Origin of the sequence: Apibacter sp. B3935, from assembly GCF_009827705.1 — a bacterium.
Lineage (GTDB): Bacteria > Bacteroidota > Bacteroidia > Flavobacteriales > Weeksellaceae > Apibacter.
The window spans coordinates 134,707-149,337 of record NZ_WINL01000003.1 but is presented as its reverse complement, the minus strand read 5'-3'; the positions used below and the strand labels follow the sequence as shown (position 1 = coordinate 149,337).

Annotated in this window: 15 protein-coding genes; 8 read left to right on the top strand and 7 right to left on the bottom strand. The window is 30.3% G+C overall.

What is annotated here, in order from left to right:
* Window positions 1–154: 154 nt before the first annotated feature.
* Window positions 155–1,252, top strand: a complete 1,098-nt coding sequence (pdxA, locus tag GFV00_RS06545) for a 4-hydroxythreonine-4-phosphate dehydrogenase PdxA (RefSeq protein ID WP_160557581.1) — start codon at window positions 155–157, stop codon at window positions 1,250–1,252.
* Between the two features lie 101 nt (window positions 1,253–1,353).
* Here pdxA and rny read toward each other — a convergent pair whose 3' ends face one another.
* The 6 genes from rny to GFV00_RS06515 form a co-directional block, all read right to left on the bottom strand.
* Window positions 1,354–2,925 carry a ribonuclease Y gene (gene rny, locus GFV00_RS06540; RefSeq protein WP_160557582.1) on the bottom strand — a complete coding sequence of 524 codons (1,572 nt, stop codon included), beginning with the start codon at window positions 2,923–2,925 and terminating at the stop codon, window positions 1,354–1,356.
* A gap of 286 nt (window positions 2,926–3,211) precedes the next feature.
* On the bottom strand, window positions 3,212–3,481 hold the full coding sequence (locus GFV00_RS06535; protein WP_160557583.1) for a cell division protein ZapA: 270 nt from the start codon (window positions 3,479–3,481) through the stop codon (window positions 3,212–3,214).
* A gap of 6 nt (window positions 3,482–3,487) precedes the next feature.
* Window positions 3,488–3,781: a hypothetical protein gene (locus tag GFV00_RS06530; protein ID WP_105296322.1), complete on the bottom strand. Its 294-nt coding sequence runs from the start codon at window positions 3,779–3,781 to the stop codon at window positions 3,488–3,490.
* 345 nt (window positions 3,782–4,126) lie between these two features.
* Window positions 4,127–4,888 carry a porin family protein gene (locus GFV00_RS06525; RefSeq protein WP_160542495.1) on the bottom strand — a complete coding sequence of 254 codons (762 nt, stop codon included), beginning with the start codon at window positions 4,886–4,888 and terminating at the stop codon, window positions 4,127–4,129.
* A gap of 27 nt (window positions 4,889–4,915) precedes the next feature.
* A complete protein-coding gene (gene ubiE, locus GFV00_RS06520; protein WP_160557584.1) occupies window positions 4,916–5,638 on the bottom strand; it encodes a bifunctional demethylmenaquinone methyltransferase/2-methoxy-6-polyprenyl-1,4-benzoquinol methylase UbiE in 723 nt (240 codons plus the stop codon).
* A gap of 40 nt (window positions 5,639–5,678) precedes the next feature.
* Window positions 5,679–6,245, bottom strand: a complete 567-nt coding sequence (locus GFV00_RS06515; protein WP_160557585.1) for a hypothetical protein — start codon at window positions 6,243–6,245, stop codon at window positions 5,679–5,681.
* A gap of 103 nt (window positions 6,246–6,348) precedes the next feature.
* Between GFV00_RS06515 and GFV00_RS06510 the strand changes: the two genes are divergently transcribed.
* From GFV00_RS06510 to rlmN, 7 genes are all read left to right on the top strand, one after another.
* Window positions 6,349–7,431: a 3-oxoacyl-ACP synthase III family protein gene (locus GFV00_RS06510; RefSeq protein ID WP_160557586.1), complete on the top strand. Its 1,083-nt coding sequence runs from the start codon at window positions 6,349–6,351 to the stop codon at window positions 7,429–7,431.
* Between the two features lie 29 nt (window positions 7,432–7,460).
* The gene (locus tag GFV00_RS06505; protein ID WP_160557587.1) at window positions 7,461–8,687 is read left to right on the top strand and encodes a metallophosphoesterase; all 1,227 of its coding nucleotides are present in this window, start codon (window positions 7,461–7,463) and stop codon (window positions 8,685–8,687) included.
* A gap of 72 nt (window positions 8,688–8,759) precedes the next feature.
* The gene (locus tag GFV00_RS06500) at window positions 8,760–9,620 is read left to right on the top strand and encodes a YicC family protein (RefSeq protein WP_160557588.1); all 861 of its coding nucleotides are present in this window, start codon (window positions 8,760–8,762) and stop codon (window positions 9,618–9,620) included.
* 7 nt (window positions 9,621–9,627) lie between these two features.
* Window positions 9,628–10,269 (top strand): guanylate kinase, encoded by a 642-nt coding sequence (gene gmk / locus GFV00_RS06495; protein WP_306434002.1) that lies wholly within the window; start codon window positions 9,628–9,630, stop codon window positions 10,267–10,269.
* A 318-nt stretch (window positions 10,270–10,587) separates the two neighbouring features.
* The gene (locus tag GFV00_RS06490; protein ID WP_160557589.1) at window positions 10,588–11,439 is read left to right on the top strand and encodes a glycoside hydrolase family 25 protein; all 852 of its coding nucleotides are present in this window, start codon (window positions 10,588–10,590) and stop codon (window positions 11,437–11,439) included.
* Window positions 11,440–11,745: 306 nt separating this feature from the next.
* Window positions 11,746–12,795, top strand: a complete 1,050-nt coding sequence (queA, locus tag GFV00_RS06485; protein ID WP_105296330.1) for a tRNA preQ1(34) S-adenosylmethionine ribosyltransferase-isomerase QueA — start codon at window positions 11,746–11,748, stop codon at window positions 12,793–12,795.
* A gap of 19 nt (window positions 12,796–12,814) precedes the next feature.
* Window positions 12,815–13,855: a 23S rRNA (adenine(2503)-C(2))-methyltransferase RlmN gene (gene rlmN / locus GFV00_RS06480; RefSeq protein ID WP_160557590.1), complete on the top strand. Its 1,041-nt coding sequence runs from the start codon at window positions 12,815–12,817 to the stop codon at window positions 13,853–13,855.
* A gap of 80 nt (window positions 13,856–13,935) precedes the next feature.
* Here the strand turns inward: rlmN and pnuC are convergent, their stop codons facing one another.
* A complete protein-coding gene (gene pnuC, locus GFV00_RS06475; RefSeq protein ID WP_160557591.1) occupies window positions 13,936–14,628 on the bottom strand; it encodes a nicotinamide riboside transporter PnuC in 693 nt (230 codons plus the stop codon).
* Between the last annotated feature and the right edge of the window lie 3 nt (window positions 14,629–14,631).

Genomic DNA, 14,631 nt, shown 5'->3' with positions numbered 1-14,631 from the left:
ACTCTCTAATATTTTGTTTTTAATTTATAATTATTGTTGATTTATAAATTAAAAAGCTTTATTTAATATAGCAATATTTCTATTTTATTAAATTATTATAAATTAAGTATATATTTTTTTCTACTTTTGTTATAATAAATTTCACAGTTCATATATGAGCGTTAAAAATAATAAGCTAAAAATAGGAATTAGTATAGGAGACCCTAACGGTATAGGAATTGAAGTAATATTGAAAACCCTTCAAAATAAAGAAATCTTGGATTTCTTTACACCGGTAATTTTTGCTTCTACTAAATTATTATCCTATCAAAAAAATATTTTCGGATTAAATTCTATCTATTTTCAAGGAATATTCAAAGCTGAAGAAGCTATTTCCGGAAAAATAAACGTTGTGAATTTATGGAAAGAAAATGTTTCTATTAGTTTTGGCAATTCAACCGAAGAAGGTGCCAAAATAGCTAAAACTTCTTTATTAGCTGCTGTTGACGCTTTAAAACAAGGTTCGGTGGATGTTTTGGTTACAGCTCCTCTAAATTGGGAAAGCATGCAAACCCAAGTATTAAATTTTTTAAATCATACAGAATATCTTGAAAATACTCTTAAGGAGAAAGCCCATTTACTTTTAGAAAACAACGATTTAAGGATTGCGTTTGCCACGTTTAATACTCCAATATCCAAAGTCTCTGAACTATTAAGTAAAGAGTTAATTAAAAAACAAATTAAAGCTTTACATACTACTTTAATTCAAGACTTCTGTATTGAAAAACCTAAAATTGCGGTTTTAGGATTAAATCCACATGCAGGAGAAAATGGTCTATTGGGAAAGGAAGAAATTAATTGTATTGAGCCGGCGGTTAAAGAATCTTTTGATCGAGGCATTCTCTCCTTTGGTCCTTACTCTGCTGATAGTTTTTTCTCGCCTAGTATTTATACTTCGTTTGATGGAATATTAGCAATGTATCACGATCAAGGGCTTATTCCTTTTAAAACTCTAGCTTATGAATACGGTGTAAATTTTACCGGTGGATTATCTGTTGTTCATACTGAGCCCAATCATGGAACAGCTTATTCGATAGCCGGACAAGGAATTGCGGATGCAAAATCATTTGAACAGGCAATTTTTGATGCGATAAAAATTTATAAAACTAGAAGAGAATATGTGAAATTAAAATCAAATGCCCTTCAAAAAACAAAAATTGAGGGTATTGATATTACTGTTGATGAAGATCTTCCCGAAGAAGGAGAAGTATAATCGGATTGAAGTATAAATTTGAATATTGTTATAAACTAAAATAAAAAAACTTTAAAATTAATTTTAAAGTTTTTTTTATTTTTATGTATTAAGTAAACTGTCTACCTGGCAATATTAACAGCTCTCGTTTCTCGAATAACAGTTACTTTAACCTGTCCCGGATACGTTAATTCATTTTGAATTTTTTCACTTATTTCAAAAGACAATTGTGACGCTTTCTGATCATCTATTTTTTCACTTTGAACCATTACGCGTAATTCTCTACCGGCTTGAATTGCATAAGCTGTATTAACGCCATCAAAACTTAATGCTACATTTTCTAGGTCTCTCAGTCTTTGAATATATGATTCTACTACTTGTCTCCTTGCTCCCGGTCTTGCGCCGCTAATTGCATCAGCTACTTGAATAATAGGCGCAATCAAACTTTTCATTTCAATTTCATCATGGTGGGCACCGATGGCATTAATAACGGTTTGATTTTCTCCATATTTTTCCGCCCATTGCATCCCTAATATTGCATGAGGATATTCGGATTCTTCTTCAGGAACTTTTCCAATATCGTGCAATAATCCGGCACGTTTTGCGATTTTTGGATTAAGCCCTAGTTCGGAAGCTAAAATTCCTGCTATATTAGCAACCTCTCTTGAGTGCTGCAAAAGGTTTTGTCCGTAGGAAGAACGATATTTCATTCTACCGACCATTTTTACTAATTCAGGATGTAATCCATGAATTCCTAAGTCGATAATGGTCTTTTTACCGATCTCTATAATTTCTTCTTCTATCTGTTGCTGGGTTTTAGCTACAATTTCTTCAATTCTTGCCGGATGGATTCTTCCATCGGTTACCAGTCTATGTAAAGATAATCTGGCTACTTCTCTCCTAACCGGATCAAAACAAGAAAGTAATATTGCTTCGGGAGTATCATCAACAATAATTTCAACCCCTGTAACTGCTTCTAAAGCCCGAATATTACGCCCTTCTCTTCCTATAATCCTACCTTTTATTTCATCTGATTCTATATTAAAAACAGATACCGAGTTTTCAATTGCTTGTTCAGTACCTACCCTCTGAATGGTTTGTACTATAATTTTTTTGGCTTCTGCCTTTGCATTCAGCTGCGCTTCTTCAACAATGGCTTGAATTTGAGCTTGAGCTCTGGATCTTGCTTCCTGCTTTAGCGCTTCCACCAATTCAGCTTTTGCATCTTCAGCAGAATATCCTGAAATTTTTTCTAATATTTCTACCTGCTGTTCATGCATTTGATTTAATTCAGCTTGTTTTTTAGTTAGCGTTTCCGCTTTAATCTGATTATCATTTATGGCTTGATCTAATTGCTTTTTTTGAATATTATTCTGATGCAATTCGTCATTCAGCTTCGTTTCTTTGTCTTTAATTCTTTTTTCCACTTCAAGCATTTTCTTTTCTCTTTGATTAATTTGCTCTTCGTGTTGTAATTTTAATTCTAAGAATTTTTCTTTTGCTTGAAGCATTTTTTCCTGCTTAATGTTTTCGGCCTTAAGCTCTCCTTCCTTTAAGATCGCAGCAGCTTTGTCTTCTGCTTCTTTTAATTTATTTTCTCTATATTTATTTAGAGAACTTTTCGATAAGAAGTATCCTATAAATCCCCCAATAAAAAGGGTGGCGATTAACTCAAATATTATCGTTACATTCATACAATTAATTTATATAAAAAAACCTACATCAATCCTATTAAACTTTGATTTAAGTAAACTCCAATAAACAGGATTCAAGCTATGCTTTTTTCTCTGTAATCTGCTGTTGATATTTCTATCAAATCATCTGAAAAGATGAGAGGCAGCCCGCCATTAAAAAAAACAATCACTCAGTCAGTCAATTCGTGTTGAGTTTACTAAATTGAGTTAGAATCAATGTAGGTTATATCTTTGTTCTACATTTAATTTTAAATTCTATGATCTATTTGGAAATGCGTTACTTTATCTATAACAATTTTTTTATTTTTTTTATTTTAAGCAAAATTTCATTTTGTTCTTGAGATTTTTCCCTTAAAATGTTTTCTAATTCTGAAGCTAGTTGTAAAGCCGCCATAGCTAAAGCATCTTGTTTTTCAGAAATGTTATAGTTTTTTTCAAAAGTACTAATGTATTTTTCTATTTTTTTTGCAGCAATTCGTAATATCTCTTCTTCCTCACTTTGTACTACTAGGGGGTAATTTCTTCCCGCTACTCGTATATTTACTTTTTGAGACATTTTTATTTATGAATTCTGCAATTCTGAAATACATGCATCTATTTCTTTAATCATTCTATTCATCTGCAATTTCATCAACTTCTTATATTCTCCACTTCCCGAAATTGCATTAATAACTTTCAATCTTTTATTAAGCTCTTCAAGTTCTTTATATTGTTTTTCTTTCTGAATAAATTTATCTTCATTTTTTAAAAGAGAATTTTCTAGATATTCATTTTTTCTTTTCAATTCTTCATTTTCCTTCTTTAATTCGAGAATCTTATTTTCCAAATCATTAATTCCCTGAATAATCTCTTCCATATTAGAACGAAAAATTTACTATTCTAACTCTCTTGCAAATATATGAAATTCTTTTTTAAAAAAGTTAATATCCTAATATAATAGTTTATCCAACAAAATTTCACCTACATTGTTTTAAATAACAAATCCCTGCAGTAAAATTTAAAATTTTATATGATGTTTTTAAGTTAATTATACTGAATTATTTCAACAAGTTGTTAATAAATTGAAATAACTCCATTTTAACTTTTAGTTTATTATATGCCGATAAATTAGCAGAAAAAAAAGATTTAGCAGACCAAAAATAACTAAAAATTTAAATTATTTACTATAATAAAAAGTAGTAATAAAAAGATTTAAAAATGATTATTCGAATTTAATTGAAAAGACGACAGCTCTGGTATGTATCGACTTTAATGCACCTGCCCAGTACGGAGGAGTTCCCGGATTATCTGCTACTAATTCATTATTGAAAAAGAATATCCCCCTTACTGACGGAGTCATTTTAAATCGCTTAAAGTAAAGCTCTATACCGGCTTCTAATTGATAAGAAAAGTTATTAGTTTTCATTCGGAAGATTTGATCGGTATTATCCTTTTCTTTTTTCTCATTACTTTGTAAGTTTATTAACCAACTTAAACCGGCCTGTACATAAGGTCTGGAATTATACCATCGGTCCCCGTGAAAATTTAAAAATAACGGAAAATCTAAATATGTAGATTTTACATTTCGTTTAACATCTTGTTCTGTGTAAGTAGTTTCCAGACCATTGGCAATTTCTTCATCGATGATCTTTTGAACGTTGTTAAAAATTAAATCGCGTTGTGTGAAGTGCATTGCCGGTTCCAACCTCAAATCAACGTAGTCATGAACTTTCATTTTACCAATTAAGCCTACAGTAAATCCTCCTTTAGAATCCACATCAACTAAATATCTGCCGGTATGTTCTAAACCTTCTTTGTTGGGATGAATTTTTAAATCAAAATAATTCATTGCTAAATAATACCCCCAGGAAAATTCCTGATCATCAAAATCAGTATACCTTTCCATAACGTCTCTTGAACGGAACTGCGCATTAACTCCACAATGTATTACTATTAATAATAAAACTATGACTAATTTCTTCATAGTAGAGAAAACGTTTTTTTTATTTATTTATTTTATTCCCTCATAGACAGTGGCTACTCCAAATGTCAATCTTCTAAAGCTTGCCTCCTTAAATCCATTTTTAAGGATCAAGTTTTTCATATTTTCCCCATAGGGCATAGCATCAACGGAATTGGGTAAATATGTATACGCTCGTGAATCTCCTGAAATTATTTTTCCTATGCCGGGTAATATATTTTTAAAATAGAACATAAAGAAAGGAGCAAACAAACCACCGGGTTTTGAAAATTCTAAGATTAACAATTTTCCTCCCTTTTTAAGCACTCTTCCCATTTCAGAAATACCTTTTTCTAAATTTTCGAAATTACGAACTCCGAAGGAAACTGTTACAATATCAAATTCTCCTTCTTGAAAAGGTAAATTTTCAGCATCTCCTTTAACTAATTTTATTCTGTCTTTCAGCCCTTTTTTATTTATTTTAGCTTGACCGTAATCCAACATTTTTTGGGACAAGTCTAAACCGGTAATTGAAGCTTTTGTTTTTTTAGCATGTTCAATTGCCAAATCAGCCGTTCCTGTAGCAACATCTAATATTTTTTCGGGGTTATATGCCACCACTTTTTTTTCTAATTGATTCCGCCAATAAATATCAATGTTAAAAGATAACAATCTGTTTAAGAAGTCATAATTTTCAGATATATTATCAAACATCTGTTCAACCTGTTTCTTTTTACTTTCTGTTTCGTTATATGGCTTTACAATATTTGGCATATTATTAATTTGCTGTTCTCAACTTACAAAAGTAACTGTTTTATTCAAATGTAGACCGATAAAACTCTAAAAATTGGTTTTTTCTGAATAATTTAATCCTTGATTCTATGGAATCTACTTTATTAATTATTTTAGGAAAATTTTGATTAATATTATAATAGAAATCTTGTATTACTAATTGGTTGTATTCGCCAATTTCACCTATAAACTCTTTTCCATTGATATTTTTACGATGGGCTCGATATATGGAGTCCCTGTTTTTTATATGACCGTAATATCTTTTAAAAGTGAAATAGGTTGCTAAAGAAGGATTAATAAGACCTCTTTTATTTTTAGTTATTACAAAAAAAGTATCTTTTAAAATAATATTCCCCTGTTTATTTTGACATGAAATTGTATTCTTACCCGAATTAACAGGAATTGACAGAGATTTTCCTCCCGCGAGTGAATAACTTTTTCCATTTACAAGTACTTTAATTTCTTCCTTGTTGGGATTATCCAACAAAAATTCATCATTCTTTTCAATATAAAACTTGTATATAAAAAATGAAATTAATCCTATAAATAACGCTATCAATAATCCTTGTAAGGAATTTTTATTCAGCATATAACCTTACTTTGATGCACAAAGGTAACAATATAATAGATTTTTTAGTAATTATTACATAAATTTGTCAAATTATTATCAAGAATAATATCACAAATTTAATATGTTGCAAAGTATTATAACTGGCTCTGGATCGTACTTACCTAAGAAAGTCGTTCCAAATAGCAATTTTGAAGGAATTACTTTTTATGATGAAAATAGGGAACCCATAACGAAACCGACTCCAGAAATTATTAAAAAATTTGCAGATATCACTGAAATAACTGAAAGACGTTACGTTGACGACAACAATGTGATGAATTCTGATCTGGCAGCAGAAGTAGGTAGATTAGCAATTGAAAATGCAGGAATAGATAAGGAAGAACTCGATTATGTTATCGTAGCTCACAATTTTGGAGATATCGATGCTAATGAAAGACAAGTAAGAATTATGCCTTCCATAGCTGCTTTAACCAAGAATAAAATTGGTATCAAAAATATTTTGTGTAAGCCCTATGATATGAACTTTGGATGTCCGGGATGGAATGAAGGGATGATTTTAGCCGACCAATTATTAAAAGCTAAAGTGGCTAAGAAAATATTGGTTATAGGTTCTGAAACTCTTTCCAGAACTGTTGATCCTTATGACAGAAATTGTATGATTTTTTCTGATGGTGCAGCAGGTGTAATACTTGAATCCAGAGAAACCGATAAACCGGTAGGTATTCTTCATCATTATACCAGAAGCGATAATGGAGAAGAAGTATCTTATATTGCCACAGACTCCTCTTTAAATCCTAATTATGTCGGATCGAAAGCTAACATCCGAATGAAAGGAAGAAAAGTATATGAATATGCCCTAACTTACGTTCCTCAAGTCGTAAAAAAAGTGATCGATGATGCCGGATACACCATATCCGATATAAATAAGGTTCTTATCCATCAAGCGAATGCAAAAATGGATCATGCTATATTAGAAAGAGTTTTTAAATTATATAAATTAAAGGTAACCGATATTCCGGAAGGAATAGCACCCATGACTATTCAAAAATTCGGTAATTCTTCTGTAGCAACCATACCCACGATGTACGACATGATGGTTAAAGGTAATTTTTTAAACCAAACTTTAAAATCCAATGATTTGGTCATATTTGCCTCGGTAGGTGCAGGGATGAATATCAATGCAATTTTGTATAGAATGCCATAAAATTTAATTACTGAAAATTCAAAAATACATTGGGCTCTATAATAGGAATATTATTTATTGTATCATTAATTGTTGAATATTATTGCTATCAAGCTATTAAAGTATTGACAACTAATAAACTTTTTAGAAAATACTGGTTAGGTTTTTCAATTAGTGCTTTATTGATTATTCTTATTTGGTCCATTTTTATTGATAGAAATAACAAAGGGCAAGTTCATTTTTTATTAGGTTTTTTTATGATTGTTTTCGTTCCGAAATTTGTTTTGGCAATAACGATCATTTTTGAGGACCTCATAAGAATGCTGACCTTTTTAGTTAGAAAAGTTACATCAAAACCTTCTGCAAATGACGCATATTTACCTGAAAGAAGAAAGGCTATAAGTGCTATTGGTTTAGGACTTGCAAGTATTCCTTTTTTATCCATTATTGAAGGTATTGTTTGGGGTAAATTCGATTTTAGATTAAGGAAAGTTACTATAAAATTTCCTGATCTACCCGATAATTTTGACGGGTATAGAATTGCTCAACTTTCAGACATTCATTTGGGAAGTTTTAACACTAAGGATTATGATAAGGTTGCCAGAGGAATAAAACTTCTAAATGACCAAAATGCAGATTTGTTTGTCTTTACCGGGGATTCTGTTAATAATCTGGCGGATGAAATGGAACCGTGGCTTCCTTTGTTAAAAACCATAAAAGCAAAAGACGGCAAATACTCTATTTTGGGTAATCATGATTATGGAGTTTATGTTTTTGGAAAGAATGAAATTGCTCAACAAAAAAATATTGATCAATTAAACGAATATCATAAATCCATTGATTGGAAATTATTAAGAAATGAATCTATAAGACTTTATAAAGATAACCAATTCATCAACATTGTGGGAGTTAAAAATTGGGGAGCAGGACATTTTCCTAAAGATGGAGATATAGAAATTGCTTCTCAAAACATTAAAGATGGTGAATTCAATATTTTATTATCACATGATCCCTCCCATTTTGATGCTATTGTAAAAAATTTCTCAAAGAAAATGCATCTTACCTTATCAGGCCATACTCACGGAATGCAGTTTGGAATAGAAATTCCCGGTGTTATAAAATGGTCTCCTATCAAATATAGATACCCTAAATGGGCGGATTTATATCAAGAAAAGGATAAATACCTTTATGTAAACCGTGGATTTGGTTTTATAGGATTTCCGGGAAGAGTAGGAATTTGGCCGGAAATAACTATAATTGAATTAAAAAAAGGTTAATTTTGCAGTTCTTTTAATTGCAAACTACATTTAAATTAACTACGCTTAGTTATAACCATATTTTTATTAACTATGTTACAATCAATGACTGGCTATGGTAAGTCAGAAGTCAATACAGAAAATTTAAAAATTTCAATTGAAATTAAAACCCTTAACAGTAAATCTCTTGATTTATTTGTAAGGATATCGCCTAGATATAGAAATAAAGAGCTGGAATTAAGAAAAATTATCGGAAATAAATTAGTAAGAGGAAAAATAGATTTTTCTATAGTTATTGAAAATTTAGGTGCAGAAAATAATTCTCGAATCAATGTAAATGCTGTTAAAAATTATATTTCCAATTTGGAAGAATTACAAATAGAAGGCACACCCTTGGATTTCCTTAAGATGGCTATAAGAATGCCTGAAGTATTTACTAATCAAGAAATTGAAATTAGTGATGATGAATGGATTTTGGTTTTAGAATGTCTAAACGCTTCTATTGAAAAAGTAAACGATTTTAGAGCTGAAGAAGGAAAGTCTTTAGAAAACGTTTTAAAAAAATACACTCAAAATATTCTCATTTCATTATCTGAAATTGAAAAATACGAACAAGAAAGAGTGGAATCCGTAAGGCAGAAATTAGAAAAACAATTATCTGAATTGAAAGTCCAATTTGATGAACAGCGTTTTCACCAAGAACTTGTATATTATATTGAGAAATTAGATATTAATGAAGAAAAAGTACGCTTAAAACAACATTGTGAATATTTTTTTAAAGTAATTGAAGAAGAAGATCAAGCCGGAAAAAAATTAGGTTTTATTGCCCAAGAAATGGGAAGAGAGATCAATACCATTGGTTCTAAAGCCAATCATTCTGAAATTCAAAAATTAGTCGTACTAATGAAAGACGAACTTGAAAAAATAAAAGAACAAACTAATAACGTTTTATAATTAATTCATGGGGTTAATCTATCAAAAACCGGGAAATGATACGTTTCAACTTAAAGAATTGCTTCCGGGAAAGCCTATGGAAGGCAAATTAATTATTTTTTCAGCTCCTTCCGGTGCCGGAAAAACAACCATTGTTCAATATCTTTTATCCATATTTCCTGAAATTTCATTTTCTATTTCTTGTACTACACGTCCTAAAAGAGAAAATGAAGTTGATGGAAAAGATTATTATTTTCTTACTGAAGAACAATTTCAGGAAAAAATAAAAAATAATGAATTTATTGAATATGAAGAGGTTTATAAAGGACGATATTACGGAACTCTTCATTCAGAGATAGAAAGATTATGGAACCAAGGGAAGCATGTTATTTTCGATATTGATGTAAGGGGTGGACTTAATCTTAAAAAACAATTTAAAGATAGAGCATTGGCAATTTTTATAGCGCCTCCTTCTTTAAAAGATCTTGAAGAACGTTTGAAAAATAGAAATACTGAAAATTTAGAATCGCTATTAACCAGAATTCAAAAAGCGGATGAAGAGCTTTCTTTTGCCAAAGATTTTGACGCTGTTATTATTAATGATAATTTGGAAAAAGCTCAAAATAAAGCTAAAGCCTTAGTAAAGAATTTTCTCGATATAAAAGAATAAACTAATTACTTTCTTCTACCTCGAAAAATAATGCCTTTATCATTCCGCTAAAATATACATATTGTTTAAAAAATAGTATCATAAAAACTATAGGATTTAAAAATATGAATTTTTAAGAGCTTAATTTGCTTAAAAAATCATTCGGGAAAGCACAATTTACCTAAACATTTTTTAAATTCATGTAGCATTACATTATTCAATGGCTTAAATAATAACTAAGTCTTCATTGGTATTTATAGTTTTTTTAAATTTGAATAATCTTATTTGAAATGAACTAAATTATTCATAATTAACCAACTACTATTTTTTTATATTTTCATGAAAGGAAGGATAAACAAGAAAAACAGTAAAAAGGAAATTCCTTATAAGCTCTATTATTGGCTAACGGGTATTATTATTTTTTTATCTGTGCTTTTCTTTTTTAGAACTTCACTCATTATGTATTATTACATTATAAAAGAAAAATTAGCTATTGGTGAGTTCGGAAATGCAAATTTTCAAAAGAGAATTAAAACTTCAGAAGCCGAAAAGATTCAGGCTGTTTTTAAAAAATATAAAAATTATGCTTTCGGGTTGGATATAAGTCAACATCAAGGTAAAATACTTTGGGATAGCGTTCAAGACATTCATAAAGATATTCCTGTTTCCTTTGTTTTTGTTAGAGCAACCCGAGGGGCTTTTACTCAGGATGCTTTTTTCAAAAAAAATTGGAAAAATCTTACGAAAAAAAAAATACTCAAAGGCGCATATCATTATTATGATGTGAACAGAAATTCAACCCTACAAGCAGAAAACTTTATTAAAACCGTAACTTTGGATAAAGGTGATTTGCCTCCCGTACTTGACGTGGAAGATCTGCCCAAAAATCAATCGTTGGAATTATTGAAATCGGGACTTATCAATTGGTTGAACATAGTAGAAAAAAACTATAATGTAAAGCCCATTATTTATTCCAATGACTCATATTTTATCTATCATATTTCGGATCTTGATTTAAGTGAATACATTATATGGACGGCAAACTATAACCCTATAGAAAGTCCTTTGCACCAAAAATGGATTTTTTGGCAATTTACGGAAAAGGGGATTGTCAAAGGATTTACACAAAATTTTGTAGACATCAATGTATTTAATGGAAGCATAGAAGAGTTACAAAGACTTACTCTTTAAAAAAATAAGGGTAGAAATATTTCCACCCTTATTGCTCTAACTAAGTATAAATTTATTTGAAAGAAATTTACTTTAAAAAAAATTAATTTACTTTTAAATTATATGCTACCAATAAAAATCTAGAAATATTATTTGATCATGACTAAATAATTAACATTTACTATTTTATCAATAAAACTTATAATTTAAGTTAATATTTTCAAAAAACTTGCCAAAAAGTCCTTTAGATAAAGAGCATACATTAATAAATACTTGACTTTAGGGGTATGCTTATTGTATATTTGTAATCTAAACATAATTTTAATAATGAAAACTTCAGATTTTGATTTTAAATTACCTCCTGAACTTCTTGCGGATAGACCTTCCAAAAACAGAGATGAGGCAAGACTAATGGTGGTACATAAAAATACAGGAGAAATAGAACATAAATTATTTAAAGATGTCATTGATTATTTTGATGAAGGAGATGTATTTATTTTAAATAATACAAAAGTATTTCCGGCTCGTTTATATGGTAACAAAGAAAAAACAGGAGCTCAAATAGAAGTTTTTTTATTAAGAGAGCTGGATGCTGAGTCAAGAATTTGGGATGTATTGGTAGATCCTGCACGAAAAATAAGAATTGGAAATAAATTATTTTTTACGGAAGATGACAGTCTAGTGGCTGAAGTTGTAGATAATACTACTTCCCGAGGCAGAACCTTACGTTTTTTATTTGACGGATCTTATGAAGAATTCAGAAGAAAATTAAAAGAATTAGGAGAAACTCCTCTTCCAAAATATATTAAAAGAAAACCTGATTCAGAAGATGCTGAAAGATATCAAACCATCTATGCAAAAGAAGAAGGTGCAGTTGCAGCTCCAACGGCAGGACTACATTTTTCAAAACATCTGTTAAAAAGATTGGAAATTAAAGGTATTGAATTTGCTGAAATTACTTTACATGTAGGATTAGGTACTTTTGCTTCAGTAGAAGTTGAAGATCTTTCCAAACATAAAATGGAAAGTGAACAAATTTCCATTTCAGAAAAAACTTGTAAAATAGTAAATCATGCCATTGAGACCAAACACCGTGTATGTGCTGTGGGTACAACTTCCATGAGGGCTATTGAAACCTCAGTTTCTGCTAATAAACGATTAAATCCATACGAAGGATGGACCAATAAATTTATTTTCCCTTCTTACGATTTTGGTATTGCCGATTCCATGATTACCAACTTTCACACTCCTAAATCAACTTTAATGATGATGGTTTCTGCTTTTGCCGGATATGATTTAATTATGAAAGCTTACAAAGAAGCTATTAAAGAAAATTATAAATTTTACTCCTATGGAGATGCCATGTTAATCATTTAATAATAGCATTATAGTAACTTTGAATCAAAATAAGAAAGATATAAGAGCCTTAAGTTTACAAGAACTTGAGGCTTATTTTTCCTCGATAGGAGAAAAACCTTTTCGAGCCAAACAGGTTTATGAATGGCTATGGAATAAAAATGCTCATTCTCTTTCAGAGATGACCAATCTTTCCAAATCTTTACGTGAAAATTTAGAAAATCATTTCTCGATTAAGCCGGCAGAAATCCACGTCATGCAAAGATCTATCGACGGGACAATTAAAAATGCCGTAAAATTACACGACGGAAATGTCGTGGAATCGGTTCTGATTCCTACCGCTAAACGGACTACAGCTTGTGTTTCTTCGCAAGTTGGATGCAGTTTGGATTGCACTTTTTGCGCTACGGCACAATTAACACGAATGAGAAATTTAACTGCCGCAGAAATCGTAGATCAAGTAACTTTAATTGATAAACAAAGCAGAGAATATTATCAAAAGCCTCTTTCCAATATAGTGTTTATGGGAATGGGGGAACCTTTACTCAATTATTCTTCCGTAACGGATGCTATCCGAAAGATCACGGAGGACAAAGGATTAGGCATATCTCCCAGAAGGATTACCGTTTCTACTTCCGGAATTCCTAAACTGATTGAAAAATTAGCAGATGAAAATTTGAAAGTTAAATTAGCCTTATCCTTACATTCAGCCATTGAGGAAAAACGCAATCAATTAATGCCATTTAGTGTTAAATTTCCTCTTACAAGTATAATGGAATCTCTATCCTATTGGTATCGGAAAACTAAAAGTAGAATAACACTGGAATACATTATTTGGAAAGGAATTAATGACGGCAATGAAGATATAAAAGCATTAATAAAATTCTGTAAATCAATACCGTCAAAAGTTAATTTAATACAATACAATTCCATAGAAGGAGGAAAATACACTCAAGCCAATTCAAACATAATTCAAAACTATGTTAACGCTTTGGAACAAGAAAATATCATTGTTAAAATAAGAAAAAGCAGAGGGGATGATATTGATGCAGCCTGTGGACAACTCGCTAATAAGCATTAATATATAATTAAGGTTTGAAGAAAGTTTAACTTAAATTCTAAGTTTACTTACCTAAATAATTATTTTTTTAATCTGTTGGCTTAGTTATCAGAATCGGTATACCATTTATATATGCCTACGAGCGCATTTATTTCATATAATATGGATTGAACAGCAAAAATATAATTATGTGATATCAGATTCAATGATAACCAAACTAAATTACTAACACTCCACAAAACCCAGGAAAATGGTTGTCTCATGATCATAGTAAATTGAGCGGACACTCCTATCATAAAAGCAATACAATTAAGTAAAAGTATGTAAGGAGAAGAATCTTTTTTAAAAAAATAATCCCCAAAGAAAAACATAAGAATTATTCCTATTATACAGAATAAGATCGTATATAGTAAGGCTTTTTGATCCATTTTTGATACTTTGATTTTTCCTTCTTGATCTTGATTTTTTTTCTTAGTCCATAGAATCAGCCCGAAAACATGAGTTATAAAATAATATAGATTACTACACGCCATACCTACATTTCCAAATAACAGATGGGTATATATTTCGCCAATATTTGCTGACATTCCCAATAAATTGGATACTATCGGCGATCTATATACCAACACGTTAACACAAACATAACCAAGCAAAGCGGTTACGGTAAAAATTAGTATATGGGAAAGTGTTTCGGCATTGTCTTTCCACATAGCATATCCCAAGTATATGGTTAAAAAAAACGCAACAATAAACCAGGTAATTCTAAGTATTTTTTCAAATTTCTTTGTAAACATTTT

Bases quoted from the DNA above. Each gene is read 5' to 3' on its own strand.
- pdxA (WP_160557581.1), top strand. From the start codon at position 155: ATGAGCGTTAAAAATAATAAGCTAAAAATAGGAATTAGTATAGGAGAC.
- rny (WP_160557582.1), bottom strand. From the start codon at position 2,925: ATGAATGTAACGATAATATTTGAGTTAATCGCCACCCTTTTTATTGGG.
- GFV00_RS06535 (WP_160557583.1), bottom strand. From the start codon at position 3,481: ATGTCTCAAAAAGTAAATATACGAGTAGCGGGAAGAAATTACCCCCTA.
- GFV00_RS06530 (WP_105296322.1), bottom strand. From the start codon at position 3,781: ATGGAAGAGATTATTCAGGGAATTAATGATTTGGAAAATAAGATTCTC.
- GFV00_RS06525 (WP_160542495.1), bottom strand. From the start codon at position 4,888: ATGAAGAAATTAGTCATAGTTTTATTATTAATAGTAATACATTGTGGA.
- ubiE (WP_160557584.1), bottom strand. From the start codon at position 5,638: ATGCCAAATATTGTAAAGCCATATAACGAAACAGAAAGTAAAAAGAAA.
- GFV00_RS06515 (WP_160557585.1), bottom strand. From the start codon at position 6,245: ATGCTGAATAAAAATTCCTTACAAGGATTATTGATAGCGTTATTTATA.
- GFV00_RS06510 (WP_160557586.1), top strand. From the start codon at position 6,349: ATGTTGCAAAGTATTATAACTGGCTCTGGATCGTACTTACCTAAGAAA.
- GFV00_RS06500 (WP_160557588.1), top strand. From the start codon at position 8,760: ATGTTACAATCAATGACTGGCTATGGTAAGTCAGAAGTCAATACAGAA.
- gmk (WP_306434002.1), top strand. From the start codon at position 9,628: ATGGGGTTAATCTATCAAAAACCGGGAAATGATACGTTTCAACTTAAA.
- GFV00_RS06490 (WP_160557589.1), top strand. From the start codon at position 10,588: ATGAAAGGAAGGATAAACAAGAAAAACAGTAAAAAGGAAATTCCTTAT.
- queA (WP_105296330.1), top strand. From the start codon at position 11,746: ATGAAAACTTCAGATTTTGATTTTAAATTACCTCCTGAACTTCTTGCG.
- pnuC (WP_160557591.1), bottom strand. From the start codon at position 14,628: ATGTTTACAAAGAAATTTGAAAAAATACTTAGAATTACCTGGTTTATT.